The sequence below is a fragment of the Nonomuraea sp. WAC 01424 genome (assembly GCF_003947315.1).
Classification (GTDB): Bacteria; Actinomycetota; Actinomycetes; order Streptosporangiales; family Streptosporangiaceae; genus Nonomuraea; species Nonomuraea spiralis.
On record NZ_QHHZ01000013.1, the window covers coordinates 281,103 to 303,836 of the forward strand.

Annotated in this window: 22 protein-coding genes, 1 tRNA gene and 1 riboswitch; of the genes, 9 read left to right on the forward strand and 14 right to left on the reverse strand. The window is 69.5% G+C overall.

The window, feature by feature from the left end; genetic code table 11:
• Positions 1 to 58: 58 nt before the first annotated feature.
• The 7 genes from pknB to DMB42_RS33745 all read right to left on the reverse strand — a co-directional run bounded on the left by pknB (position 59) and on the right by DMB42_RS33745 (position 8,769).
• Complete coding sequence (gene pknB / locus DMB42_RS33715; protein ID WP_125640979.1) at positions 59 to 1,906, reverse strand: Stk1 family PASTA domain-containing Ser/Thr kinase; 1,848 nt, start codon at positions 1,904 to 1,906, stop codon at positions 59 to 61.
• 83 nt (positions 1,907 to 1,989) lie between these two features.
• Positions 1,990 to 3,360, reverse strand: a complete 1,371-nt coding sequence (locus tag DMB42_RS33720) for a serine/threonine-protein kinase (protein WP_125640982.1) — start codon at positions 3,358 to 3,360, stop codon at positions 1,990 to 1,992.
• 21 nt (positions 3,361 to 3,381) lie between these two features.
• Positions 3,382 to 4,842 (reverse strand): penicillin-binding protein 2, encoded by a 1,461-nt coding sequence (locus DMB42_RS33725; RefSeq protein WP_125640985.1) that lies wholly within the window; start codon positions 4,840 to 4,842, stop codon positions 3,382 to 3,384.
• Positions 4,839 to 6,209 carry an FtsW/RodA/SpoVE family cell cycle protein gene (locus DMB42_RS33730; RefSeq protein WP_260478101.1) on the reverse strand — a complete coding sequence of 457 codons (1,371 nt, stop codon included), beginning with the start codon at positions 6,207 to 6,209 and terminating at the stop codon, positions 4,839 to 4,841. Before DMB42_RS33730 ends, DMB42_RS33725 begins: the two co-directional genes overlap by 4 nt.
• 48 nt (positions 6,210 to 6,257) lie before the next feature.
• The gene (locus DMB42_RS33735) at positions 6,258 to 7,544 is read right to left on the reverse strand and encodes a Stp1/IreP family PP2C-type Ser/Thr phosphatase (protein WP_125640991.1); all 1,287 of its coding nucleotides are present in this window, start codon (positions 7,542 to 7,544) and stop codon (positions 6,258 to 6,260) included.
• Positions 7,541 to 8,011 (reverse strand): FHA domain-containing protein, encoded by a 471-nt coding sequence (locus DMB42_RS33740; RefSeq protein WP_125640993.1) that lies wholly within the window; start codon positions 8,009 to 8,011, stop codon positions 7,541 to 7,543. The genes DMB42_RS33735 and DMB42_RS33740 overlap by 4 nt, the downstream gene beginning before the upstream one ends.
• Before the next feature lie 17 nt (positions 8,012 to 8,028).
• Positions 8,029 to 8,769: a DUF3662 and FHA domain-containing protein gene (locus tag DMB42_RS33745; RefSeq protein ID WP_125640997.1), complete on the reverse strand. Its 741-nt coding sequence runs from the start codon at positions 8,767 to 8,769 to the stop codon at positions 8,029 to 8,031.
• A gap of 198 nt (positions 8,770 to 8,967) precedes the next feature.
• Here DMB42_RS33745 and DMB42_RS33750 point away from each other — a divergent pair.
• Together DMB42_RS33750 and pdhA are read left to right on the forward strand one after the other, a co-directional pair.
• A tRNA-Leu gene (locus DMB42_RS33750) sits at positions 8,968 to 9,050 on the forward strand.
• Positions 9,051 to 9,431: 381 nt separating this feature from the next.
• Positions 9,432 to 10,511, forward strand: coding sequence for a pyruvate dehydrogenase (acetyl-transferring) E1 component subunit alpha (gene pdhA, locus DMB42_RS33755; RefSeq protein ID WP_125641000.1), 1,080 nt, complete (start codon positions 9,432 to 9,434; stop codon positions 10,509 to 10,511).
• On the opposite strand, the gene DMB42_RS33760 is transcribed toward pdhA, so the two are convergent.
• Entirely contained in the window at positions 10,481 to 11,527 is a 1,047-nt protein-coding gene (locus DMB42_RS33760) for a hemolysin family protein (protein ID WP_125641003.1), read from the reverse strand. The two genes, pdhA and DMB42_RS33760, sit on opposite strands and share 31 nt — an antisense overlap.
• Positions 11,524 to 12,870: a hemolysin family protein gene (locus tag DMB42_RS33765; RefSeq protein WP_125641006.1), complete on the reverse strand. Its 1,347-nt coding sequence runs from the start codon at positions 12,868 to 12,870 to the stop codon at positions 11,524 to 11,526. The genes DMB42_RS33760 and DMB42_RS33765 overlap by 4 nt, the downstream gene beginning before the upstream one ends.
• Before the next feature lie 244 nt (positions 12,871 to 13,114).
• On the opposite strand from DMB42_RS33765, the gene DMB42_RS33770 reads away from it, so the two are divergent.
• Positions 13,115 to 14,389 carry an LCP family protein gene (locus tag DMB42_RS33770; protein ID WP_260478102.1) on the forward strand — a complete coding sequence of 425 codons (1,275 nt, stop codon included), beginning with the start codon at positions 13,115 to 13,117 and terminating at the stop codon, positions 14,387 to 14,389.
• Positions 14,390 to 14,449: 60 nt separating this feature from the next.
• Here DMB42_RS33770 and DMB42_RS33775 read toward each other — a convergent pair whose 3' ends face one another.
• Positions 14,450 to 15,097: a GPP34 family phosphoprotein gene (locus tag DMB42_RS33775; RefSeq protein ID WP_125641009.1), complete on the reverse strand. Its 648-nt coding sequence runs from the start codon at positions 15,095 to 15,097 to the stop codon at positions 14,450 to 14,452.
• Between the two features lie 22 nt (positions 15,098 to 15,119).
• Between DMB42_RS33775 and DMB42_RS33780 the strand changes: the two genes are divergently transcribed.
• From DMB42_RS33780 to DMB42_RS33795, 4 genes are all read left to right on the forward strand, one after another.
• The gene (locus tag DMB42_RS33780; protein WP_125641012.1) at positions 15,120 to 15,725 is read left to right on the forward strand and encodes a TenA family protein; all 606 of its coding nucleotides are present in this window, start codon (positions 15,120 to 15,122) and stop codon (positions 15,723 to 15,725) included.
• A 37-nt stretch (positions 15,726 to 15,762) separates the two neighbouring features.
• Positions 15,763 to 16,641 (forward strand): Fpg/Nei family DNA glycosylase, encoded by an 879-nt coding sequence (locus DMB42_RS33785; RefSeq protein ID WP_125641015.1) that lies wholly within the window; start codon positions 15,763 to 15,765, stop codon positions 16,639 to 16,641.
• 26 nt (positions 16,642 to 16,667) lie between these two features.
• A complete protein-coding gene (locus tag DMB42_RS33790) occupies positions 16,668 to 16,991 on the forward strand; it encodes a rhodanese-like domain-containing protein (protein ID WP_125641018.1) in 324 nt (107 codons plus the stop codon).
• A 51-nt stretch (positions 16,992 to 17,042) separates the two neighbouring features.
• A riboswitch (TPP riboswitch) is annotated at positions 17,043 to 17,156 on the forward strand.
• Entirely contained in the window at positions 17,147 to 18,490 is a 1,344-nt protein-coding gene (locus tag DMB42_RS33795) for a cytosine permease (protein ID WP_125641021.1), read from the forward strand. (Overlaps the previous riboswitch by 10 nt.)
• Here the strand turns inward: DMB42_RS33795 and DMB42_RS33800 are convergent.
• Positions 18,476 to 19,048 (reverse strand): methylated-DNA--[protein]-cysteine S-methyltransferase, encoded by a 573-nt coding sequence (locus tag DMB42_RS33800; RefSeq protein WP_125641024.1) that lies wholly within the window; start codon positions 19,046 to 19,048, stop codon positions 18,476 to 18,478. The two genes, DMB42_RS33795 and DMB42_RS33800, sit on opposite strands and share 15 nt — an antisense overlap.
• Before the next feature lie 95 nt (positions 19,049 to 19,143).
• Between DMB42_RS33800 and DMB42_RS33805 the strand changes: the two genes are divergently transcribed.
• Entirely contained in the window at positions 19,144 to 21,012 is a 1,869-nt protein-coding gene (locus DMB42_RS33805; RefSeq protein ID WP_125641027.1) for a PAS domain-containing sensor histidine kinase, read from the forward strand.
• A 142-nt stretch (positions 21,013 to 21,154) separates the two neighbouring features.
• On the forward strand, positions 21,155 to 21,589 hold the full coding sequence (locus DMB42_RS33810; RefSeq protein WP_312024776.1) for an ATP-binding protein: 435 nt from the start codon (positions 21,155 to 21,157) through the stop codon (positions 21,587 to 21,589).
• On the opposite strand, the gene DMB42_RS33815 is transcribed toward DMB42_RS33810, so the two are convergent.
• From DMB42_RS33815 to DMB42_RS53550, 3 genes are all read right to left on the reverse strand, one after another.
• Positions 21,586 to 22,227, reverse strand: a complete 642-nt coding sequence (locus DMB42_RS33815; RefSeq protein WP_125641033.1) for a YidC/Oxa1 family membrane protein insertase — start codon at positions 22,225 to 22,227, stop codon at positions 21,586 to 21,588. The two genes, DMB42_RS33810 and DMB42_RS33815, sit on opposite strands and share 4 nt — an antisense overlap.
• Positions 22,228 to 22,310: 83 nt before the next feature.
• On the reverse strand, positions 22,311 to 22,511 hold the full coding sequence (locus DMB42_RS33820) for a DUF6412 domain-containing protein (protein WP_125641036.1): 201 nt from the start codon (positions 22,509 to 22,511) through the stop codon (positions 22,311 to 22,313).
• A complete protein-coding gene (locus tag DMB42_RS53550) occupies positions 22,508 to 22,681 on the reverse strand; it encodes a hypothetical protein (protein WP_185844998.1) in 174 nt (57 codons plus the stop codon). The genes DMB42_RS33820 and DMB42_RS53550 overlap by 4 nt, the downstream gene beginning before the upstream one ends.
• Between the last annotated feature and the right edge of the window lie 53 nt (positions 22,682 to 22,734).

The window sequence follows — 22,734 nt, forward strand, 5'->3', positions numbered from 1 at the left end:
CTTTCATGCCGAGGGCCGCCCATCCCCCTGTGGGAGATGAGCGGCCCGTCGTGCTGTGTCAGCCGTTGAGCCCGTCGTCGCCGATCGGGTTGTCCTCGGTCGGCTCGTCGGACGGGAAGTCCGTCTGGTCGTCGGTCGGCTGTTCGGTCGGCTGCTCGGTGGCGGGCGGCGGGGCCGTGTCGTCGGGGCCGGTGGACACCACGATCGTGATCGTCGTGTTCGGCTGCAGCTTCTGGCCGGCGGGCGGGTTCTGCTGGATGACCGTGCCCTCGGCCTGGTCGCTGGCCTGCGGCGAGACCTTCACCTTGAAGCCGGCGCCCCTGAGCGTGGCGGTGGCGTCCTCCTTGGTGTAGCCGGTCACGTCGGGCAGCTCGGTCAGCTCGAACGGCACGTAGAGGGTGACGGAGCCACCCTTCTCGATCTCGGTGCCGGCCGCCGGCTTGGTCTCGAAGACCTTGCCCTGGGGCTTGGAGGACTGCTTGGTCTTGATCGTGCCCCGCAGCCCGGCATCGTCGAGGGCCTTCATCGCGTCCTCGGTGCTCATGCCGATCAGGCCGTCAGGAACGGCGACCTTCTCCTTGCCCTTGGAGACGAACAACTTGACCGTGTCGCCCTTGTTGGCCTTCTCGCCCTCCGCGGGCTCGGTCCTGATGACCGTGCCCTTGTCGAACTCGTCGCTGGGCTCCTGGACCACCTCGTACTTCAGCTCCAGCTCGGTGAGCTTGCGCTGGGCCGAATCCTGCTTCTGCGTGGCCAGGGCGGGGATGACGATCCCCGCGTCGGCAGGCGTGCTCTTGGTGCCGAACACCAGGTAGCCGACCGTGACGAAGGCGCCGATGATCAGCAGCGGGACGATGATCCACAACGCGGTCTTGAGCCCGTTGCCACCACCGCCGGAGGCCCTGCGCCGCCCCACGCGGGTGCCGCCGTCGCCGTCGCCGTACTCGTACGGCGGGATCGCGCCGGTGCGCTGCGTGGCCGGACCCTGGCCCGCCTGGGTGGCGGTCATCATGCGGGTGCCCTGGTTGAAGTTCCCGGTCATCGCCATCGTCTGGGCGTCGACCGGCATGCCGGACATGGCCCGCTGGATGTCGGCCCGCATCTCGCCCGAGTTCTGGTAGCGGTGGGCCGGATCCTTGGCCATGGCCTTGAGCACGATCGCGTCGGCCCACGCCGGGATCTCGCGGTCGATCTGCGAGGGCGGGATCGGCTCTTCGCGGACGTGCTGGTAGGCGATGGCCACGGGGGAGTCGCCGGTGAACGGCGGCTGGCCGGTGAGCAGCTCGTAGAGCACGCAGCCGGTGGAGTAGATGTCGCTGCGGGCGTCGACGCGCTCGCCGCGGGCCTGCTCGGGCGACAGGTATTGGGCGGTCCCTATCACCTGCGCCGTCTGGGTCATGGTGGCGGCCGAGTCGGCCATCGCGCGCGCGATGCCGAAGTCCATCACCTTGACGTCGCCGGCGCGCGTGATCATCACGTTGGCCGGCTTGATGTCACGGTGGACGATGCCGCCGCGGTGGCTGTAGTCGAGCGCGCGCAGGATGCCGTCGACCAGCTCGGCCGCCCGTTCGGGCAGCAGCCGGCGGTCCTGGCGCAGCAGGTCGCGCAGCGTCCTGCCGTCGACGTACTCCATCACGATGTAGGGCACGGGGGTGCCGTCGGTGACGTCTTCGCCGGTGTCGTAGACGGCGACGACGGCGGGGTGGTTCAGTGAGGCCGCCGACTGCGCCTCGCGGCGGAAGCGGGCCTGGAAGGTGTGATCGCGCGCAAGGTCGGAGCGGAGGGTCTTGATCGCGACTATGCGGTCCAGCCGGATGTCTCGGGCGCGATACACCTCGGCCATGCCGCCGCGCCCGACGACACCGTCGAGCTCGTAACGACCTCCGAGTAGCCGAGGCTGAGTCATTTCCTGCACTGTCCCTTACCGTTCATCTTGGGTACCGGCCTGCTCGGGGGGCCGCCGGTGTCCATCATCGACCCCGTAGCGCATCACGTCTCCTCCTTCGGCGGGTTTGTGCCACCCGGGTCCGGCGAAGCGGTTGGTGTCGGAGTTGTCGGTGTTCTGCTTGGCGTTGGGGTGGTGGGGGTGGGAGTCGGGGTACGGGTGGTCGGGGTTGGCTTCGGCGTCGGCTTCTTCGTAGGAGTAGCCGACTTGCTTACCGTAGCCGACCGCGAGGGTACCGGCCGCGTCGACTTCACCGGAAGCGCGGGAGGTCGGCGCGTGTGCTTCTTCGTCCGCGTGGGCTTGAGCAGCTCGGGGGGATCCAGCGGGGTCTGGCTGGGCTCGATGATCTCCGGCGGGAGCGGCAGCGCCGCATCGCGGTTGGCGAACGTGATGGCGCTCAGGCCCACCGCGGCCACGCAGCCGGCCGTCGCGACCAACGCCAGCGTGCGCGCGGTGCCCTGGCTGCGGCCCGGCGGGCCGGGCGGGTGCTGGACCGTCGTCGCCGGGTCGAGGCTGTCGGTCGTCCGCTGGTCCTCCGTGGCCGGCTCGCGCACCCGGAAACCACCGGGATCGGTGAACATGCTCAGGTCGGCGCCCTGCTCGACCCCCTCGGCCAGCGACTGCCGCAGCACGTACGCCCGGTCGGCCGCCTCCAGCGCAGAGGAGGGACGCATGCCCGGCTCCTTGGCCAGCAGCGACATGACCAGATCGCGCACCGGGGCGGGAACGTCCGGGCCGAGCGGCGGCGGCTGCTCGTTGAGGTGCAGCAGCGCGATGGCCACCTGGCTGTCGGCCCGGAACGGCGTGTGGCCCGCCAGGCACTCGTAGGCCACCACGCCGAGCGAGTAGAGGTCGGTCGCGGGCGTGAGCGGGAAACCCTGGGCCTGCTCGGGGCTGACGTACTGGGCCGTGCCGAGGACGGTGCCGGTCTGCGTCACCGGCGCGGCCTCCAGGGCGCGGGCGATGCCGAAGTCGGTCACCTTGATCGTGCCCTCGCGGGTCACCAGCAGGTTGCCCGGCTTGACGTCCCTGTGGATGATCCCGGAGGAGTGGGCCGCGTGCAGCGCCTTGGCGGTCTGGTGCACCACGTCGAGCGCCACCTCGGGCCCGAGAGCGCCGTTGCGCCCCAGGATGGCCGACAGCGGCTCGCCGTGGACGAGTTCCATCACCAGGTAGGCCAGGTCGCTCTGCTCGCCGTAGTCGAAGATCTGGGCCACCCCGGGGTCGGCCAGGGCGGCGGTGAGTCGCGCCTCGTTGCGGAAGCGCTCGCGGAACGTGGGGTCGGCGTGCATGTGACTGCGCAGGATCTTGACCGCGACCTCGCGGCCCAGAAGCTCGTCACGGGCGCGCCACACCTCTCCCATACCGCCCGTGGCGATGCGGGAGAGCAGAAGATAGCGGTTACGGAGCCGCATGACCCAGCACGTTACCGTCACTCACTTGTTCAGCACCGCCTCCAGCACAGCCTTTGCGATCGGGGCGGCGGTGTGGCCGCCCGTGGCCTCCGCGCCGACGTTGGCCGCGCCCGACTCGACGATGACCGCCAGCGCCACCTTCGGGTTCTCGGCGGGCGCGAAGGAGATGAACCAGGCGTGCGGCGGCGCGCCGTCGGCGGTCTCCGCGGTGCCGGTCTTGCCGCCCACCTGGACACCCGGCACCTGCGCGAGGTTGGCCGTGCCGTTGTTGACCACGCTGACCATCATGTCGCGCAGCTTGCTCGCCGTCTCGGAGCTGACCGCCTCGGTCAGCTCCTCGGGCTTGGCCTCCTCCATGACATCGTTCTTGGAGTCGGTGATCTTGTTCACCAGGTACGGCTTCATGACCTTGCCGTCGTTGGCGATGCCGGCCGCGATCATGGCCATCTGCAGGGGCGTCATCCGGTTGTCGCGCTGGCCGATCGAGGCCATCGCGAGCGCGGCGTCGTCGTACTTGCTGCCGAAGTCGCTCTGGGCCACCGACATCGGCACGCCGATCTGCTTGCCCATGCCGAACTTCTCGGTCTGCTCGTTGAGCTTGTCGTAGCCCAGCTGCATGCCGATCTTGGCGAACGGCGTGTTGCAGGACTTCTCCAGCGCGTACACGAGCTGCACCTGGCCGGCGCCGCAGGCCGCGCCGCCGTAGTTGGGCAGGCTGATGTTCGTGTTGGGCAGCGGCAGCCGCTGCGGCGCGTCGACCGTGGTGTCGCCGCCGCGCGAGGAGTCGTCCTCCAGGTACGCCGCCGCCGTCACCACCTTGAACGTCGACCCCGGCGGGTACGTCTGGGCGATGGCCCGGTTGAGCAGCGGCTGGTTCTTGTCCTTGTCCAGCTCGTTGTAGCGGGAGAACACCGTGCCCTTGTCGGTGCCCGACAGCTCGGCGGGGTCGAAGGTGGGCAGCGACACCATCGCCAGGATCCCGCCCGTCCGCGGGTCGAGCGCCACCAGCGCGCCGCGCTTGCCGCTGGCGCGCAGCGCGTCGTAGGCCGCCTTCTGGGCCTTGGGGTTGATCGTGAGGTCGACGTTCGCGCCCCTGGTCGGCTCGCCCGTGAACAGGTCGATGCTCCGCCGCAGCAGCAGGTCGGCGCTGGAGCCGTCGAGCAGCTTGTTCTCGGCCCCCTCGATCGCGCTCGCGCTCTCGGGCGAGAAATAGCCCGTGACGTGCGCGTAGAGCTTCCCGTCGGTGTACTTCCTGATGAACCTGAAGTTCTTGTTGTCGGTCTCCATCGACTGGGCGATCACCTTGCCGCCGGCGGTGATCCGGCCGCGTTCGACGGCGTAGCGCTCATAGTAGTTGCGGCGGTTGCTCGGGTTGGAGCGGTAGTCGTCGGCCCGGACCGCCTGGAGGATGTTCACGTTGATCATCAGAAGCGCGAACATGACCAGACAGGCCACGGCCGCGCGCTTCAGAGTGCTGTTCATCGCTGGAACACCTGGGTGAGTCCTTCGTTCTGGATCGCCTGGGGCGGGGGCCGTCGCGCCGCGTCTGACATGCGTACCAGGAGCGCGATAAGGATCCAGTTAGCCAGCAAGGCCGAGCCGCCCTGCGACATGAACGGGGTGACCAGGCCGGTCAGCGGGATGAGGTTCGTCACGCCGCCGACGATGATGAACACCTGCCAGGCGAGGATGAACGACAGGCCGCCGGCCAGCAGCTTCGAGAACGGGTCGCGGGCCACGAGCGAGGTGCGCAGGCCGCGTTCGACCAGCAGGGCGTAGAGCATGAGCAGCGCCATCAGGCCGGTCAGCCCGAGCTCCTCGCCGGTCGCGGCGAAGATGAAGTCGGAGAAGCTCAGCGGGATCAGGTCGGGGTGCCCCTGGCCGAGCCCGGTGCCGAGGATGCCGCCCGCGCCGAACCCGAACAGCCCCTGCATGATCTGGTAGCTCTTGCTGCACATCGGGTCGCCCGGCGGGTCCTCCAGGCAGACGGGGGCCGTGCCGAAGAAGACCGGGTTGCTCGGGTCGAGCCAGGCGGCGAAACGCGCGCCGACGTGGTCGAAGATCTGCCCGGCGAGGAAGGCGCCGCCGACGAACAGCAGGATGCCGATGAGCACCCACGAGGTGCGCTGGGTGGCGACGTAGAGCATCGCGATGAACGTGCCGAACAGCAGCAGCGAGGTGCCGAGGTCCTTCTCGAAGACCAGGACCAGCAGGCTGAGCACCCAGGTGGCGAGGACCGGGCCGAGGTCTCTGGCCCGCGGCAGGTCGATGAAGAGCAACCGCCGCCCGGCCAGCGCCAGTACGTCACGTTTGGCCACCAGATAGCCGGCGAAGAAGACCACCAGCGCCAGCTTGGCGAACTCGCCCGGCTGGATGGAGAAACCGCCGATGCGGACCCAGATCTTCGCGCCCTGCACCTCGCTCAGCGAGCCGGGCAGCAGCGCGGGGATCGCCAGCAGCACCAGCCCCACCGCGCCCGCCGTGTACGTCAGGCGTTGCAGCATGCGATGGTCGCGCACCACGATCAACGTGATCGAGAACATCACGACGCCGACCCCGGTCCACATGATCTGGTTGGCCGTGGAGGCGCCCTTCATGCCGGCCGATTCGAGCCGGTAGATCATCACCAGGCCGAGGCCGTTGATCAGCGTCACCAGCGGCAGGATCAGCGGGTCGGCCCACGGCGCGAACTTGGCCAGCACCAGGTAGGCGGCCAGCATCAGGCCGCCGAGGCCCAGTCCGTAGGCCAGCATGCCGGCGGGCACCTTGCCGTCGACGGCCAGCCCCACGTTGGCGTAGGCGCCCATGATGATCAGCACCGCCATGGCGAGCAGGACCAGCTGGGCCATCCGCCGTTTGGCAGGCATCGGGGCGGGGGTCGCGAGCATTTCTGCCATTTATCGCGATTTCGTCTTGGTGGCGGTGGGAGTGGGAGACGTGTCCGACGTGGAGGTCGCGTCGCCCGTGTCGTCCTGGGAGAACTTCAGTCCGTTTATCTTCGTCACGCCTTCGTCGACGTCGGTGACGGGGATGCCGCTCTTGATCAGGGCCTGGTCCGCCGGGGACAGCTTGGAGAGCGGACGGCCCGTGCTCTTCTCCACATGGAAGAACTGGAACGGCCCGACCTCCTGCTTGATCCCCTGGAAGATGACCACCTCGTCGCCCCTAGCACCGACGAAGAACTGGTCCTGGGTCCACTGATATCCAAGGTAACCGCCGGCGCCCACGGCGACGGCGCCGATCCCGAGCACGGTGACCAGCACGGGCCACACACGACGACGCTTCCCCGGACGCCGGGCCGCCTGCGCGACCGGCTCGTCGAAGTCGTCACCGGTGATCGCCGGCTGGGGTGCGGTCACCGCGCTCACTCGCCCCGGCGAGGTCTCCTGGTCGCCTCCTCGCAGCCTGGTCATGCCCGCGGCGCCGACCACCGCGGCCTCCACCGGCACCTGCTGGCCCTCGGCGAGCTCCACCACGTCGGCGAGCACGCACGTGATGTTGTCGGGCCCACCGCCCCGGTTGGCCAGGTCGATGAGCTGGCGGACGACCTCTTCGGGATCGTCGATGTTGGTGAGCGTGGCGTGCAGTGTCTCCGCGCTCACCACGCCCGACAGGCCGTCGGAACAGAGCAGGTAACGATCGCCGACCTGTGCCTCGCGCAGCGTGAGGTCTGGATCGACCTCGCCGCTGCCGTCGAGCGCGCGCAGCAGGATCGAGCGTTGCGGGTGCGTGGCCGCCTCTTCGGGCGTGATGCGCCCGTCGTCGACGAGTTGTTGCACCAGTGTGTGGTCATGGGTGATCTGGTAGAGCTCGCCGCGTCTCAGGAGATAGGCGCGCGAGTCGCCCACGTGCACCAGGGCGACCTGGGTGCCGTTCCAGAGCATGGCGGTGAGCGTCGTGCCCATGCCTTTGAGGCTGGGATCCCGCCCGACCATCTCGTGCAGCCTGCGGTTGGCGTCGCGTACCGCTGCCTCGATGGCGTTGAGCAGGTCACCCCCCTGTTGGGCCTCTTCCAGCGAGGCCATGGCGGCGATGGCGACGGAACTCGCCACCTCGCCGTGTGCGTGCCCGCCCATGCCGTCGGCGACGGCCAGCAGGCGGCCGCTAGCGTACGCCGAGTCCTCGTTCCCTTCGCGGAGGAGGCCGACGTCCGAGCGGGCGGCGTAGCGGAGTGCGATGGTCATTTGCGCAATTCAATGACTGTCTTGCCGACGCGGATCGGAACACCGAGCGGCACCGGGGTCGGACGGGTGACTTTCAAGCGGTCGAGATACGTGCCGTTGGTCGAACCGAGATCTTCCACGATCCACTGACCGTCCTGAGGGAAGAGCCGGGCATGCCGGCTGGATGCGTAGTCGTCGGTGACTACCAGCGTGGCGTCGTTCGCCCGGCCAATGGTGATGGGCGTCTCCGTGAGGTTAATGGTGGTGCCCTGCAACGGGCCACCGGTAACGATGAGCTGGCGTGGCTCGCCCTTCTTGCTCTTGGGCTTGGCCACCGGTTTGGCGGGCTTCACGGCTTTACGTGGGCCCGCGGGAGCCGTGCGTGAACCGAACAAGTCAGTCCGGATCACGCCGACTGCGGCAATGACGAAAAACCACAGCACCGCCAGGAAGGCGAGCCGGATCAGCAGCAGCGTGAGCTCGGACATGGACCGTCTGTCTACCCCTAATCGCGCCGGAACACCAGAGTCGTACGCCCCAGGGTCACTCGCGTGCCGTTCTGGAGCTCGATTCTGCGTACCGGCTGGCCGTTGACGAAGGTGCCGTTCGTCGAACCGAGATCGACGAGGGCCACGAGCTGGCCCTCGACGCGGAGTTCCGCGTGGTGCCGCGAGACTCCCGGATCGACGAGACGAAGATCGCAGTCGGTGCCCCTGCCTAGCAAGGTCACCGGAGTGGTGAGCTCGTAGGAGCGGTCGCCCTGCGGGTCGTCCTGAGTGGAGACGAGCAGCCTGGGCCGCCCGTTGAAGGCCCCGGGCCTGGACGGGGGCAGGTCGCTCGCCGGCTGGCGGATCTCGTCCTGCTCGACCGTCGCGCCCCGGATGACGCCGGACCGGATGCGGAACAGGCCCACAGCCAGGTCTCCGGCGGTCTCGAAGCGCACCCGGACCGGTCCCACGAAGGAGTAGCCCTGTTCCTTGGCGTACTCCCTGGCGAGGTTGGCCAGCTCGTGGCTGATGCTGTCGGCGTAGACCTCAAGCCTCTCGCTGTCGGTCGTGGACAGCTCCACCACGAAGTCGTTGGGCACGAGCGTGCGGCCCTGCGCGACGATCGCCGCCCGCTCATCCATCTCCCGCTGAACCGCGCTGGCGACCTCGACCGGCTGAAGGTCAGATTTGAACGCCCGCGCAAAGGCCCCCTCAACCAAGCCTTCGAGCCTTCGCTCGAAGCGCTGAAGGACTCCCACCGGGTACCTCCCTTCTTCCCTGCATATGATCGCGGCCCCAGACGCTTCCGGCGCCCGGTTTCCGCTCGTCCCACGTGGCGGTCTCGTGGCGCTCGTTGCCAGTCGCGCCCAGCTCCTCCGCTCCCGTGTCTTATGCGATCGTATCCGGGTTCAGTACCAGTGGCTGTTCCGTGCTACTGTTTCTCCGCACCCACAAACGGGCGGGTGGCGGAACGGCAGACGCGCACGGTTCAGGTCCGTGTGTCCGAAAGGACGTGAGGGTTCAAATCCCTCCTCGCCCACTCTGTGACTAGGGGATCCTTGGTCGCTGGCCTTAAGGCCGGCTCCCTCGGGTCCCTTCGTCATATCTGCCCGGGGGATGACCCCCGGACCCCCAGGGGGACAAGCGTTCCGGGGGATTCTCCCCCGGACCCCCATTACGGTGGTTACTCGTTTCGCGGGTCTGGCCCACAGTTGCGTACGTCGCCTTGCTTCGCAAGAGTCCACCGATTTTCTTTGTGACACCGCCTCGCGCCTCTCGGACTCTAGAACGTGGCGCTTGCAGAGGGCTTTCTGGTGGCTTGCGTGATTTAGGTCACATTGGTTCCTGGGGCGGGTTCGGGTGATTCTTAGGGCTACGGCAAACTGTGGCCGCTGGGTTCTGTTCAGGGGAGTTGCCGCTCATGGATGAGTCGATGGTTCAACTGCTCACACCCGCCGGGGAGCGCGTGGAGCATCCGGAATATCCGCTTGTCGTCTCGGATGATGAGATTCGGGATTTGTATCGGGATCTCGTGGTCGTCCGGCGGATCGATTCCGAGGCTGTCGCGCTCGCGCGGCAGGGGGAGCTGGGGCTCTGGACGTCCCTGCTCGGCCAGGAGGCCGCCCAGGTCGGCTCCGGGCGCGCCGTCGGCGACCTGGACGCCGTCTTCCCCTCCTACCGCGAGCACGGGGTCGCCTACTGCCGCGGGATGGACCCGCTCGACGTCGTCGCCATGTGGCGGGGCGTCAACCATGGCGGCTGGGACCCGGCCGAGCACAACTTCTTCCTCTACACGATCGTGATCGGCACGCAGGCGCTGCACGCCACCGGATACGCGATGGGGATGCAGCGCGACGGCGTCATCGGCACCGACAAGGCCGGGGCGACCATCGCCTACTTCGGCGACGGCGCGACCTCCCAGGGCGACGTGAACGAGGCGTTCGTCTTCGCGGGGGCCTGCCACGCGCCGATCGTCTTCTTCTGCCAGAACAACCAATGGGCCATCTCCGAGCCGCAGGAACGTCAGTCGCGGATCCCGCTGTACCGCAGGGCGGAGGGCTTCGGGTTCCCCGGCGTACGGGTCGACGGCAACGACGTGCTCGCCTGCCTCGCGGTCACCCGCAAGGCGCTGGCGGACGCCAGGTCAGGGCAGGGGCCCACGCTCGTCGAGGCGTTCACGTACCGGATGGGGGCGCACACCACCTCCGACGACCCCACCCGTTACCGGGCCAAGGACGACGTGGAGGCGTGGCGGCGGCGCGACCCCATCGAGCGGGTCAAGGCGTACCTGAGCGCGGCGGGCACCGGCGATGACTTCTTCCAGGAGGTCGAGGCCGATGCCGCCAAGATCGGGGCCGAGCTGCGGAGGCGCTGCCTCGAACTGCCCGACCCCGTTCCCTCGGCGATGTTCGAACACGTCTACGCCGAGCCCCACTCGCTGATCGAGGCCGAGCGGGCCCAGCACGCCGCCTACCTCGACGGGTTCGCCGCAGGGGAGTAGGCGCGCGAGGCGGCCTTGGTGTCCAGGAGCTCGCCCAGGAGGTCCGTGAGGCTCACCATGCCGATGACCGCACCGCCCTGGCCGGTGACCAGAGCCAGGTGCGCGCGGGCCTCCTGAAGGGCCGTCACGGCCTCGGGGACCTGCGTGACGCACGCGAGCCTGGGCAGCGGCCTGGACAGCTCGCCGGCCGTACGCGTGGGCTGCAGGAGGGCGTCGCGGGCGTGCAGGACGCCCTCGATCCCTCCGGGGCCGCCCACCAGCAGCCGCAGATGGCCGCTCCCGGCCGCCCTGGCCCTGATCTGGGCCGCCCCGGCGGTCGGCGGCACCTTCACGGCCTGGTCGATCGGCACCATCAGGCGTTCGATGCCCTCGGCCTGCAGCCGCAGCGCGCGGGTGAGCAGGTCGTGCTCCTCGCGGTCGAGCAGGCCCATCCGGCCCGACTCGCCCACCAGCATCGCGAGCTGGCGCGGCGTCCTGGTGGTGGCCAGCTCGTCGCGCGGCTGCACGCCGAACAGCCTCAGTATGAAGTTGGTCAGCGCGTTCAGCGACGACAGCAGCGGGCGCATGAGCTGCGTGAACCCGCGGAACGGCAGCGTCAGCACCAGCGCGGCCCGCTCGGGGTGCGTCAGCGCCCACGACTTGGGCGCCATCTCGCCCACCACCATGTGCAGGAACGTCACCAGCGCCAGCGCGATCGTCAGCGCGATCGGCATGCGCAGCGACTCCGGCACGCCGACGGCGGCGAAGACCGGCTCCAGGAAGTGCTCGATGGCCGGCTCGGTGACCTGGCCCAGGCCCAGCGTGCACAGCGTGATGCCGAGCTGCGCGCCGGCCAGCATGAGCGAGAGCTGCCGCCCGCCGCCCACGGCCGACTTGGCGGCGATCCTGACCAGGCGGTTGCCGCCCGAGGCCATCTCCTCAAGGCGGTGCCGCCTGGCGGAGACGAACGCGAACTCGGCGGCCACGAACAACGCGTTGAAGAACAGCAGCGCGAGGCTGACGAGGATCATCGTCATCGGGACGCCTCCGCGTGCTGCACGGGCGCGAGCCGCACCCATTCGGGCACCCGGCGGTTGAGCGACATGACGGTCAGCTCGGCCAGGTGCTCGGCCGCGTCGTCGGCGAACGGGTCGGAGTCGCCCTCGATCGGCACGGTCACCACGTCGCCGGGGTCGGGCATCCGGCCCAGCCTGGCCAGCACCAGGCCGGCCAGCGTGTCGTAGTCGTCGCTCTCCGGCAGGGCGACGCCGGTGGCGCGCTCGACCTCGTCGAGCCTGAGCCAGCCGGGCACCTCCCAGACGCCGTCGGGCCGTTCGACGGCGCCCGCGGGTTCGGGGTCGTTCTCGTCGACGAGCTCGCCGACCAGCTCCTCGGCCAGGTCCTCGACGGTCAGTACGCCGGCCAGGCCGCCGTACTCGTCGATGACGCAGACGATGTCGTCCTTGGCCGCGCGCATCCGGTCGAGGACGGCGGGCAGCGGCACCGAGTCGGGCACCAGCAGCGCGGGGCGCGTGATGCTGCCGATCAGGCCCTCGTCCAGGCCGGACTCCAGCAGCTCGCGTACGCCGGTCACGCCCACGACGTCGCCGTCGTTGGCGAGCACCGGGTAGCGGGAGTGGCCGCGTTCGCGCATGACCTCCAGCAGGTCGGAGATGGGCTGCGAGTCGCGCAGGGCCACCACGCGCGGGCGCGGCACCATGATCTCCTCGGCGCTGTGGTCGCCGAACTCAAGGGCGCGTTCCAGCAGCTCCGAGAGTCTGGGAGGCAGTTCGCCGGCCTGGGTCGACTCCTCGATGATCCGGGAGAGCTCCTCAGGGGTGGCGCCGTGCTCGACCTCCTCGATTGGCTCGATGCCGACCCGCCGGAGCAGTCCGGTGGCGGCCGAGTCGAACAGCTTGACCACCGGTCCCACGACTGCCAGGTACACCAGCGTGGACCCGGCGAGGAACTTGGCCACCACTTCGGGCCTGGCGATGCCGAGGTTCTTCGGCGCCAGCTCGCCGAGCACCATCTGCACCACGGTCGCCACGAACACACCGGCGGCCACGGAGACTCCCGTGATCGCGGCGTCGGGCAGGCCCGTGGTGTCGAGCCAGGGCCGTACGAGGACGGCGATGGCGGGCTCGGCCAGGAAGTCGACGAGCAGTGCCGTGACGGTGATGCCGAGCTGCGCGCCCGAGAGCATGAAGGACAGCCGCGAGGTCACCCTGAGCGCCTTTTCGGCCGCGGCGTCACCGGCGGCGGCCTGCTCGCGCAGGAGGCCCCGGTCGGCGGCGACGAAGGCGAACTCCTGGGCGACGAAGTATCCAGTGGCGGCGGTGAGGAGGAAAAGGGCCAGCAGGCCGAGATAGGCGCTCACCAGAGTGAGCCTTCAGAGGAACCCGTGCCTGAGCACGGGCGAAGACTCCACGAGTCCGGAGCGGACACGATCATCCCTTCGATAGAGGTCGTCCATAACGCTAACGACGCAGGCCGCGTCTATGTTTCCGGAGTGACTCTCAGCCAGTTGTGCGTACTTCTCCGTGGGAGAAACTTGGTGAGATGTCTTCACTGACAGGGGGTTGGACGTAGCGTCTATGGCATACCGAAGGGAAGAAGGCGAAGTGTCTGAGGACGACCGGACGCGGGCCATGCGCTCGCCGGGCGACGGCCGCCCGCTGCCACCAAGGCCCGGGGACGGTCCGCGCTCAGGCGGCGCACCCGCCCACCGGGTACCGCCGGGCGTGCCGAACGCGCCTACACACAAGTTGCCCGCCTACTCCGACGAGCAGCCGCCGCCTCCTCCGCCGCCCAAGTCGGGGAAGGTCTACGGGCGGGAGCGGGCCGGGAACAGCCCGGTCAAACCACTCAGGTCGGCCGGCGAGTCCGCGCCGAAGGAGCCGCGCGAGCCGCGCGGCCCGCGCGGGCCCAGAGGGCCGCGGATGCGCGGCAAGACGGTACTCAAGATCATCGCGGGCGTGGTCGCGCTGCTCCTGGTGGCCGCCGTGGGCCTGTTCTTCTGGATCGACTCCCGGCTGGCGGGCATCGACGGCGTGCTCGACGAGTACGAGGGCCGGCCCGCGGACACCCCGGGAACCAATTGGCTGCTGGTCGGCTCCGACAGCCGCAAGGGCCTGTCTGCGGCCGACCGCAAGAAGCTGGCCACCGGGCGCGCGGTCGGGCAGCGCACCGACTCGATGATGCTGCTGCACATCTCCGACAACGGCGACAAGCCCACTCTGGTCAGCCTCCCGCGCGACTCGGCCGTGACCATCCCGGGCCGGGGGCGCGACAAGCTCAACGCGGCGTACGCGTCCGGCGGGCCGAAGCTGCTGGTCCGTACGGTCGAGACCGTCACCGGCCTGCACGTCGACAACTACATGGAGATCGGCTTCGCCGGTTTCGTGGACATCGTGGACGCGGTCGGCGGCGTCGAGATCAACGTACGCGCCGACGTCGACGACCCCAAGGCCGGGCTCAAGCTGAAGAAGGGCAAGCAGGTGCTCAACGGCGCCCAGGCCCTCGGTTACGTACGCACCCGCAAGGGCGGCGCGCTGCCGGACTTCGAGCGCACCAAGCGGCAGCGGCAGTTCCTCGGCGCGGTGGTGAAGAAGGCCGCCAGCCCCGGGGTGCTGATCAACCCGTTCACGTCGATCCCGCTGGCCATGAGCGCCACGGACGCCGTCGAGGTCGACTCCAGTACCGGCGCGTTCGACATGCTCTCGCTGGGGCTGGCGATGGGCGACAGCCCGGTCACGACGGTGGTGCCGTTCGGCGGGAACGAGGTCGTCGCAGGCGGTGGCGCGGCGGTCAAGTGGGACCGGGTCAAGGCCCTGGCCCTCTTCGACGCTCTGAAGGCCGACAAGCCCGTGCCGAAGGACGTCGTGGACGCCGGCTGACCCGTTCCGCTTCCGCGAGGCGCGCCGCCTGGGCGCGCCTCGCGGCATTCGATGGGTGCCTCAGCTTGTGGCGGCGACGACCGCGGCGGTGGAGGCGGTGACGGCGATGGCCGCGTTGATGGCGGCGATCGTCTTGGCGACCGCCGCGCCCGCCCATTCCCCCTCGGCGATCTCCTTGACCCGCGCGCGGTCGGCACCGGGGAACGCCTTGCGGTCGAGCTTCGCCGCGTGCATGATCGCGATCAGCATGGCCGTCCTGACGTCGGGCTCGGCGCCCGCGAGAGCGGCTGTCACGCGCTCCCGTACGTCGGCCTCCACGCTGGGGTCGGCCTCCGGCCAGCGGGTGGTCGGGAAGATGCCCAGGACCTTGCCGTGCTCCTCGGTCAGCACGCCCGCCCCGGCGAGCCGGGTCAGCAGGCGCTTGCGCAGTTTGGCCGACTGCACCCGCTGCACCCACCAGGCGGGCTTCCTGGCCTTGCCGTCCTCGGCCATGCGGGCGAGGGTGGCGTCGAGCTCCTCGTCGCCCAGCGGGGTACGGTCCTTGACCGTCACCTTGTCGTCGGCCAGCTCCACGCGACCGGCGGCGGCCAGCTCGGCGAGGATCGCGCCGCCGAGCGCGGGATCGAGCTGCGTCACCCCGATGAGCTGCTTGCCTTCGTCCTCGCTGTAGGCGAGGAGGAGGAGTTCTTCGGCGATCGTCACGGTCATGTCCCGACACTAACCTCCCAGCATGACCATCTCGGAAAAACTTCACGCGATCGGCCGCCCGCTGCTCCAGGCGCAGCTCGACCACCCCACGGTGGCCGGGATCGCGCGCGGCGACCTGGCGGAGCCGGTCTTCAGGTCCTGGCTGGAGCAGGACTACCTGTTCCTGCACGACTACGTGCGGGTGTTCGCCAAGCTGGCCTGGCAGGCGCCGGCCGCGCATCTGGGGGACCTGGTCGACTTGGCGCACACCACCTATCACGACGAGTTGAGCCTGCACAGGTCGTTGTCGGCCGAGTTCGGGGCCGATCTCGACGGGGCGGTGAAGGGGCCGGCCTGCGCGGCGTACACGGCGTTCCTGTTGGAGTCGGCGGGGTCCTATGGAGAAGGCTTGGCGGCGCTTTATCCCTGCATGTGGGGATATTCGAGTCTTGGGAAGCTGCTTGCGGAGAACCCGCCCGCCGCGCCGCGGTACCGGGCGTGGGTGGACACGTACGCCGATCCGGGGTTCGCGGCGCTGACCGTACGGATCGGGCAGATGATCGACGAGGCCGACCCCGACCCCGTACGGGCGGAGGCGATGTTCACCGAGGGCATGGCGCACGAGCTCGCCTTCTGGGACGTGCCGTAGTCGTGTGACAGTCCGGCGTGCGCCATACCCTGGTGGCATGCCGGAACTTCCCGAAGTGGAGTCGCTCACCGACTTCCTGCGCGAGCGGGCGGTCGGTCGTTCGATCGCGGGCGTGGACGTCGTCGCCTTCCAGGCGCTCAAGACGTTCGACCCGCCGGTCACCGCGCTCGGCGGGCTCACCGTCACTGGCGTGTCGAGGCACGGCAAGTTCCTCGACCTCGACTGCGACGGCCTGCATCTGATCATCCATCTGGCCCGCGCCGGCTGGCTGCGCTGGCGTGACGACCTGACCGGCGCGCGGCCGGTGCGTCCCGGCAAGGGCCCGCTGGCCGCCCGCGTACGGCTGGCGCCCGACGACGACGGCCTGGCCCCCGGCTTCGAGCTGACGGAGGCCGGCACGCAGAAGCGCCTGGCCGTCTACGTCACCGACCGGCCGGAGGACGTCCCCGGCATCGCCGCGCTCGGCCCCGACCCGCTCGACGACGCCTTCACCGTCGAGGCGCTCAAGCGGATCGTGGGCGGCAACCGTACCCAGATCAAGGGCCTGCTGCGCGACCAGAAGGTGATCGCCGGGATCGGGAACGCCTACTCCGACGAGGTGCTGCACGTCGCGAAGATGTCGCCGTTCAAGATCGCGTCGTCGCTGACCGACGCGCAGATCGCCGACCTGCACGAGGCCATCGTGACGACGTTGCGCGACGCCGTTGAGCGGGCGCACGGCCTGGCGGCCAAGGACCTCAAGGCGGAGAAGAAGTCCGGGCTGCGCGTGCACAACCGGGCGGGCCAGCCGTGCGACGTGTGCGGCGACACGATCCGCGAGGTGTCGTTCGCCGACTCCGCCCTCCAGTACTGCCCGACCTGCCAGACGGGCGGCAAGCCGCTGGCCGACCGGCGCATGTCGCGCCTGCTCAAGTAGGGGCAGGGGCACGAGATGATGGAGGCATGACCGTTCCTGAGATCGAGGCCAACGCCGTTCCCGACGACGCCTATCTGCTCGACGTCCGCGAGCAGGACGAATGGCTCGCCGGCCACGCCCCCGAGGCCGTGCACATCCCCATGTCGCAGATCCAGGGCCGGGTCGAGGAGGTGCCCGCCGACCGCACGGTCTACGTCGTGTGCCGGGTGGGCGGCCGGTCGATGCAGGTCACGGCGTGGCTCAACCAGCTCGGGCGCGACGCCGTCAACGTGGGCGGCGGCATGCAGTCGTGGGAGTCCGCGCACCGTCCGATGGTCAGCGAGACCGGGCAGCAACCGTTCGTGGCCTGAATGTCCCACTGTGGCGGTTCTGCCGCCATTGAGGCATGATGAGGGCGCCAACTGCATAGTCGCGGGAGCTCGGGGTGCCGGGCTGAGAGGGCAGCAACACAGCCGCTGCCGACCGCCTGAACCTGTCCGGATAATGCCGGCGTAGGGAGTGTGCGATGACGCATGTCGTCGACGAAGTTCCGCTGACCCTTGACGGCGCGCCCCCCAAGACCCTGGGTGTGCTCGACCAGGGCGCCCTCTGGGCCAACCTCGGTGTCAGCCTCCTCGGCTTCTCCGGCGCGCTCATCCTGATCGACCCCTTGGGCGGCGCGCCGCTCAGCCTGGTGGCCGCGCTCGCCGCCGCCGTGGTCGGCAGCCTCATCGGCACCGCCATGGTGGGCCTGTCGGCCATCCCCGGCACGCAGACCGGGCGGCCGGCGATGGTGCTGCTGCGCGGGCTGTTCGGGGCCAAGATGTCGTACGTCCCGTCCGTGCTGAACATCGTGCAGATGCTCGGCTGGGGCGCCTTCGAGCTCTGGGTGATCGCCAAGGCCGCTACCGCGATCTTCGGGGACGTCCCGTACCAGGTGTGGGTGGTGGCGGCGGGAGTGCTGACCACCGCGCTCGCCGTCTGGCCGCTCGGGTCGATCAGGCTCCTGCGCCGGTACGTGACCGCGGGCGTGATCGTGTCGCTGATCTGGTTCACCGTGTCGTTCCTCGGCGAGGCGCCGACGTACACGGGCGGGTCCTGGACGGCCTTCGCCCCGGCCGTCGACTACGTGATCGCCCTGTCGGTGTCATGGGTGCCGATGGCCGCCGACTTCGCCAGGCACTCGCGTTCCAGCCGGGCCGCCTTCACCGGCGTCGTCGGCGGCTACACCGTCGCACAGGTCGCCTGCCTGGCCCTCGGCGTGTACGCGGTGGCCATCGCCGGCACGCAGGCGGTCACGGCCGACGGCATGGCCGTGTTCCAGCCGTTCGTCGCGGCGCCGCTGGGCGCGCTGTTCTTCGGCATCCTCGTGCTGCGCGAGACCGACCAGTCCTTCGCCAACGTCTACTCCACCACGGTCTCGCTGCAGAACCTGTGGCCGAAGGTGGACCGGCGGGTCGTCTCGACCGCGATCGGCGTGCTCACCACGGCGATCGCCCTGGTCGTGGACGTCACGTCCTACGGCGCCTTCCTCGGCGTGATCGGCGCGGTGTTCGTGCCGATGTTCGCGGTGCTGGCCGTCGACTACTTCGTGCTCGGCGGCGCCGCCCGCTGGAACACCGACGAGGACGCGCCCTCGCGCTGGCTGATGCTGGTGCCGTGGGCGCTCGGCTTCGCCGCGTACTGGTTCACCACCTCGACGCCCACGGTCGCCGGATGGGACGCGTTCTGGGCCGGGGCCCGCGACGCGGTCGGCTTCACCCGGGAGACGTGGATGAACGGCGCGCTCGGCGGCGCGCTGGTCGCCGCGCTGGTGACGCTGCTCATCGGCGCCCTCACCGGCGCCCGGCGCCGCTCAGCGGCCCGCTGAGACGCGGCGTTCGACGTTGAGCAGGTGCTGCTTGGCGGCCACGCCTCCGGCGTAGTCGCCGAGGTCGCCGTCCTCGCGGACCACCCGATGACAGGGCACGATCACGCACACGGGGTTGGCGCCGACCGCGTTGCCGACCGCCCGCAACGCGCGCGGTCGGCCGATGCTCGCGCCGATCGCCTCGTACGTCGTGGTCGTGCCGTACGGGACGGCCATGGTCTTCTGCAACACGGTACGGGCGAACGACGTGGCCAGCGCGAGGTCGACCGGCGTGGTGAACGTGCGCAGGCGGCCGGAGAAGTACGCGTCGAGCTCCCGGCGCACCGGGTCGAGCCGGCGCGCGTCGGGCCCGATGAACGTGCCGACCTCCTTCGCGACCCGCTCGTACACGGTGTTCTCGGCCTCGAAACTGCAGGCCGCGATGCCCTTGGCGGTCACCGCGAGTATCAGCCTGCCGACGGCGCCGTCGTAGGTGCCGAACGCGACGTCGGGCGGGCCCTCACCCTTGTAAGTGCTGGAGGTCACTCTCAGCAGGGCATCGAGGTCACTGCTCGACATGCCTCTCACCTGTTTCAGCCACCGGAATCTTCGTGAGCGCAGCGTATCGGACGGATCGCCCGACGGACCCATCACGCCACGTGCACTATGGAGGTGTGGGGGACGCATGGGCAGGCAGTGATGAGGAGATCGCACGCGCCGTGCTGGCCGGCTCCCCCAACGCCGTCGTGGCGCTCGACCGCGACCAGAGCGTGCTGGTCTGGAACGCGGCGGCCGAGCAGCTCTTCGGCTGGACTGCCGAGGAGATGCTGGGACGCCGGGCCCCGATCGTGCCCGACGAGCTGACCGCCGAGCACAACGCGGTGCTGGAGCGCGTACGCACCGGGGTGCAGGTGTCGGTCCGCACCAAGCGCGTCCACAAGGACGGCCGGGCCCTCGACCTGCGGGTGGACATCAACGCCCTGCGCCTGGGCAACTCCGTGGTCGGTTACGTCTGCGCCCACCATCCCGCCCAGGCCGACGAGATGGCCGGGCTGCGCATGGAACGCCGGGCCAGGCTGGTGCGCCGGCTCACGGACGTGGTGGGCGACATCAACTCCGAGCGGGAGCTGCCGGCCGTGCTCGACCGGATCTCGGCCAGCCTCACCGAGCTGACGGGCGCGGACGCGGGCGGGTTCGTGCTGATCGAGGGGGAACGGCTGCGGCTGGTCAGCACGTACCTGCTGCCGGAGACGCTCAGGGGCACCACCACCGACCTGCGTACGAGCCTGGTGGACAAGCTCTTACGTACGGGCAAGACCGTGATGCTGGAGTCCCAGGGGCTCGGCGACCTCGTGTGGGCGCAGCTCAACGGGCTGCACACGATCGCGCTCGGCCTGGCCGCCGTCGGCGGCAGGCCCTACGGCGCCCTCTACGCGCTGTTCGCCCGCCGCATCCCGGGCCCTTTGGAGCTGGAGCTGCTCGAACTGCTGGCCGGGCACGCCGGCATCGCGGTCGGCAACGCGGTCGCCTACCAGGAGGCGGTCCGCCAGCGGGCGCACGAGCGGGCCGTGTTCGACGCCAGCGCCGACGGCATCGCCGTGCTGGACGACGCCGGGCAGGTCGTGCGCTGGAACCCCGCCGCGGCCGAGCTGACCGCCTTCCCCGCCGACGTGGTGATCGGCGGGCCGCCGCCGTTCCCGCTGCCCAGCCCGGGGGAGAAGCTCACGTTCCAGATGGAGAACGGGCGCTGGCTCGACGTGGTGAGCGCGAAGATCGAGGAGACCGGCGAGGTCGTGATCGACTTCCGCGACGTCACCAGGGCCAAGGAGCTGGAGGAGGCCAAAGACCTCTTCCTGGCCACGACCAGCCACGAACTGCGTACCCCGATCACGATCGTGCGGGGCTTCGCCGGCACGCTGGACGCCCGCTGGGACAAGCTGAGCGACGCCGAGCGGCGTTCGGCCGTGCACACGATCGCCGAACGGGCCGGGTCGCTGGGGCAGCTCATGGACCACCTGCTGCTCGGGGCCAGGGCGGGCGCGGAGGAGCTGGCGGTGCGGATCGAGGCGTTCGACCTCGGGGCCCGGATCCACGCGGCCACGCTCGGCCTCCCGGTGTTGTCCGACCGGCATCGCGTCGAGGTGGTCATCCCCGAAGGATTGCCGCCGGTGCTGGGAGATGCCCTGGCAACCGACATAGTTTTGGGGCAATTGCTGGAGAATGCGTTTAAATACTCGCCAATGGGTGGATTGATCTGTGTTGAGGCGTGGCCCGAAGACGACAGCGTGGTCGTGGTCGTGGATGACGAGGGGGTCGGAATCGCGCCGCCTGACCGGGAACGGATCTTTGAGCGCTTCGTCCAGGTGGACAGTGGGGACCGGAGGCGCTTTGGTGGAGTGGGGCTCGGGCTCTACATCGTGCGCAGTCTGGCCAGGGCACAAGGGGGAGATGTGAGTGCTCATGCGAGGCCAGGAGGGGGTACCCGCATGAGGCTGGTTCTGAGACGTGCTTCCCCTATCGGATCCGACACACCGATGCGGTAACGAGGTGGTCACAGTTGAGCTGATCTATCGTCCAATGTGTACAAGCTGTGATCGAGATGCGGTTTCTGGGATTGGCTAACGGGGCATTTCGGTCGTACCGGGGAGTGTTCCCGCGGGGGGCACAGGGAACGGGGAGGTGGGTGTGTCAAGCGTGGTGCTGCTGCCGTACGCGCCGTCCAGCGTCGCCGTCGCCCGCCAGCGTCTGAGCACTGACCTGCAGGACAGTGGGGTCTACACCGCCGCGATCGACGATGCGGTGCTGGTGGTGAGCGAGTTGCTGAGCAACGCGCTGCGGCACGCGCATCCGCTGCCTTCAGGCATGGTTAGGGTCGCCTGGCTGCGCAGCGACGATCACATCGAGGTGGCTGTGAGCGACGGGGGTGCGGCGACGGAGCCGCGGGCGGGCCGCCCGACCCTGTCCTCGCTCGGGGGCCGGGGGCTGGGAATCGTCGAATACGTGGCCGAGAGCTGGGGGGTTCGTCACGACGGTGACACGACGACCGTGTGGGCCATCCTGCCCGCTCCCAACGGCGCGTCGGTGAACGGGCAGGTCGCGGCCCTGAAGGAGGCCGGTTAGGCGGTCCGGGCCGCCAGCGCGGCCCGTTCGGTGACGGCCCACGCCGTCGAGACCAGGAGGTACAGGCCGGCCGCCAGGGGGAGCACGAACGCGGCCAGCACGGAGCCGTACGGCAGCAGCGGCGTGATCTTCCGCAGCAACTCCGGCTGCTCCTCCGAGACCTTGATCGAACGTGCCGACAACCATGCCAGCAGCACCAATCCCGCGATCAGGATCACGAAGACCGAAACCGGCCAACTGATCAGACCGAAATGGGTGACGACACCCGCGAACTGCTGCCCCAGCGGCGCCCCGAAAAGGGTGTGACCGGCCAGCGCGGTCGGATGCGTGGCCACCCTGAACATCAGCCACATGAACGGCAATTGCGCCAGCATCGGCAAGATCCCCGCGAACGGCGACGTGCCTTCCTTGGCGTAGAGCGCGGTCAGTTCCTTGGACAACCGCTCGGGATCGCGCCCGTGGCGCTTCTGCAGCTCCCGCAGCTTCGGCGCGAGCCGCTGCCTGACCTTGTTCGTACGGGCCTGGCGGACGTTGAGCGGCAGCAGGATCAGGCGTACGGCGAGGGTGAACAGCACGATGGCGAGCGCGGCGTCGCCCCCGGACAAACCGATGACGAACGTGACAAGTGAATCGATCATGAGCCCTTCAGACCTTCGGACATGAGGGTGGACCAGGGCTCATACGTGATGACGAGCCCCGCTTGACGGGAAGCGGGGCTCGGCTAAGGCGCTCGTGGACGCGGGCGTCCGGCCGCGTCGGGATCGCGCAGCCGCTGGAAGGCCGTGCGGCGCGCGTAGGTCAGCGGGGAGCCCGGAGGCTCGCCGCCGACGGTGGGCAGCAACGTGGCCGCCCACGTGGCCAGGAGGAGGATCGCCACCATGGTGATCCCCACCAGCCACGGGTCGAACAGGAACAGCGTCACTGTGACGAACGGGACTTACCGACGAGGGTGACCGCGACGAAGACGATCAGAGCCACGACCCCGATGATCAGAGCGATCTTGAACAGACCCGCCAGCAGGGGCAGGAGGAAGGTGAACAGCACGAAGAGGCCGAGAACGGCCCCTAAAACGAGCATGACGACTCTACTCATGAGGCCACCGTACGTCCTCGGTGGGTGATCCGCGAGGCTTACGAACTCATGAC